We start from the raw sequence: 2,317 nt of genomic DNA, 5'->3' as shown, positions 1-2,317 counted from the left end.
GCCACCGGCGCGACGGCCGTCGCCGGCGAGGCGGCGGGCGTGCCGGGGGCCGCCGGGCCGGTCGCGGGCGTCACCGTGCTCACGGGCGCTTCGTCCATGCGGGTGCTGGCGCAGGCGGCCAGCAGGATGCTGCTCGCCAGCAGCAGGGGGATGGTGCGGGGGATGTTCGGCATTCTGGTCATGGGTGTGTAAAGTTTGCCACCCGGCAGCGCCCAAGCTGAGATGCACCTGACGAGTCTTGGGTATGCCCTTACGGGCGGTGTTCCAAAAAGAACCAGCGGCCGCAGCCGCTGGTAACACTCATCGCACACTCGCCGATGGCATTGTTGCACCGGGCCCGCACCAGGGCGTGCGGGTGGCCCCGTACGGTCGTACCCCGGGCGGATGTCCGAGCCGCGCGCCCCCATGCTTGTGTTTCGTCATCGGTTATCGTACAACCTGAACATGCGCAACGAACCGGACCGAGGAGACCGACCCCATGGTTGAAGTCGTCCGCCGCCGCAGCCGCAGCCTCGCGCTCGACCTGGTCGACGCGCTGGCCGGCCGCATCCGCGAAGGCTCGCTCGCGCCCGGCGAGAAGCTGCCCACCGAGGCGGCGATCATGGAGGAGTTCGGCGTCAGCCGCACCGTGGTGCGCGAGGCGATCTCGCGCCTGCAGGCCGCCGGCCTGGTCGAGACGCGCCACGGCGTGGGCACCTTCGCCGTGGGCCTGGGCGACGCGGCTCCCTTCCGCATCTCGCCCGAGCGCCTGGAGACGCTGCAGGACGTGATCGCCGTGCTGGAGTTGCGCATCGCCGTGGAGACCGAGAGCGCGGCGCTGGCCGCGATGCGGCGCACGCCGGCCAACCTGGAGGCGCTGCGCGGCGCGCTGCAGGCTTTCGCGCGCGCGGTCGAGGAAGGGCGCGACGCGGTCGGACCGGATTTCCAGTTCCACCTGGAGATCGCCCGCGCGACCCAGAACCACCACTTCGTCGACCTGATGGCCACCCTGGGCGGGATGATGATCCCGCGCGCGCGGCTGGAGCCGCCGGGGCCGCTCACGCCCGAGCGCGAGGCCTACCTGCGGCGGGTGAACACCGAGCACGAGAGCATCGTCGACGCCATCTCGCGCGGCGAGCCGGAAGCGGCCCGCGCGGCCATGCGCACGCACCTGGCGAACAGCCGGGAGCGCAGGAGGCGCTTGGCCGAAGGGGCCTAGCGATCAGCTTGCGGCCCCGCGGGGAGGTTGTATGATGTCTTACCTCCAGATTTGAACCGCCATGACGCCCACCGAACTGAAGAAGGCCCTCTCCAGCGGCCTGCTGTCCTTCCCGCTCACCGACTTCGACTCCGAACTGCGCTTCGACCCCAAGGGCTACGCAGCGCGCCTGGAGTGGCTGATGCCCTATGGCGCCTCGGTGCTGTTCGCCGCCGGCGGCACGGGCGAGTTCTTCTCGCTCGAGCCGCAGGAGTACGCGGGCGTCATCAAGACCGCGGCCGAAACCTGCAAGGGCCGCGTGCCGATCGTCGGCGGCGCCGGCGGCGGCACCACCCTGGCCATCAAGTACGCGCAGGAAGCCGAGCGCAACGGCGCCCAGGGCGTGCTGCTGCTGCCGCACTACCTGACCGAAGCCACGCAGGACGGCCTGGTCCGCCACGTCGAAGCGGTCTGCAGGAGCGTGAAGATCGGCGTGATCGTCTACAACCGCGGCGCCACCAAGCTGAGCGCCGACTCGCTGCTGAAGCTGGCCGAGCGCTGCCCCAACCTGATCGGCTTCAAGGACGGCACCGGCGAGGTCGAGCGCATGGTCTCCATCCGCCAGAAGCTGGGCGACCGCTTCGCCATGATCGGCGGCATGCCGACCCACGAAGTCTATGCCCACGCCTACAAGGCCCTGGGCGTGCCCACCTATTCCTCCGCGATCTTCAACTTCATCCCGCGCACCGCGATGGAGTTCTACAACGCGTACTGGGCCGGCGACACCGCCACCACCGGCCGCCTGATCGACGAATTCTTCCTGCCCTACCTGGCCATCCGCAACAAGGGCGAAGGCTACGCCGTGTCCATCGTCAAGGCCGGCGCCGCCATCGTCGGCAAGAGCGCGGGCCCGGTGCGCCCGCCGCTGTCGGACCTGAAGCCGCAGGAAGTGGAAGAACTTGCCGCGCTGATCCGCAAGCTGGGTCCGCAGTAACAAGCGTTTTTACCAAGGAGAGAGACTTGATGATCAAGAAGACCCTGATGGGCCTGGCCCTCGCCATGGCCGCGACCGTGAGCGCGTTCGCCGCCTACCCCGACAAGACCGTGACGATGGTCCTGCCCTTCCCGCCCGGCGGCTCC

At 69.6% G+C, this 2,317-nt stretch carries 2 protein-coding genes and 1 pseudogene; 2 read left to right on the top strand and 1 reads right to left on the bottom strand.

Going from position 1 to position 2,317, the window contains the following annotated elements; genetic code table 11:
• Positions 1-182 (bottom strand): annotated as a pseudogene (locus VFM98_RS11270) (hypothetical protein); the annotation flags it as partial.
• Between the two features lie 296 nt (positions 183-478).
• On the opposite strand from VFM98_RS11270, the gene VFM98_RS11265 reads away from it, so the two are divergent.
• Both VFM98_RS11265 and kdgD read left to right on the top strand, forming a co-directional pair.
• Complete coding sequence (locus VFM98_RS11265) at positions 479-1,198, top strand: FadR/GntR family transcriptional regulator (protein ID WP_325110013.1); 720 nt, start codon at positions 479-481, stop codon at positions 1,196-1,198.
• A gap of 61 nt (positions 1,199-1,259) precedes the next feature.
• Positions 1,260-2,171 carry a 5-dehydro-4-deoxyglucarate dehydratase gene (kdgD, locus tag VFM98_RS11260; protein ID WP_325110012.1) on the top strand — a complete coding sequence of 304 codons (912 nt, stop codon included), beginning with the start codon at positions 1,260-1,262 and terminating at the stop codon, positions 2,169-2,171.
• Positions 2,172-2,317 lie beyond the last annotated feature (146 nt).

This window comes from Ramlibacter sp., assembly GCF_035706265.1.
In the GTDB taxonomy this organism is placed as follows: domain Bacteria; phylum Pseudomonadota; class Gammaproteobacteria; order Burkholderiales; family Burkholderiaceae_C; genus Ramlibacter.
Note: the sequence above shows the minus strand (reverse complement) of the source record. Positions and strands in the feature narration are given on the sequence as shown.

Bases quoted from the DNA above. Each gene is read 5' to 3' on its own strand.
- VFM98_RS11265 (WP_325110013.1), top strand. From the start codon at position 479: ATGGTTGAAGTCGTCCGCCGCCGCAGCCGCAGCCTCGCGCTCGACCTG.
- kdgD (WP_325110012.1), top strand. From the start codon at position 1,260: ATGACGCCCACCGAACTGAAGAAGGCCCTCTCCAGCGGCCTGCTGTCC.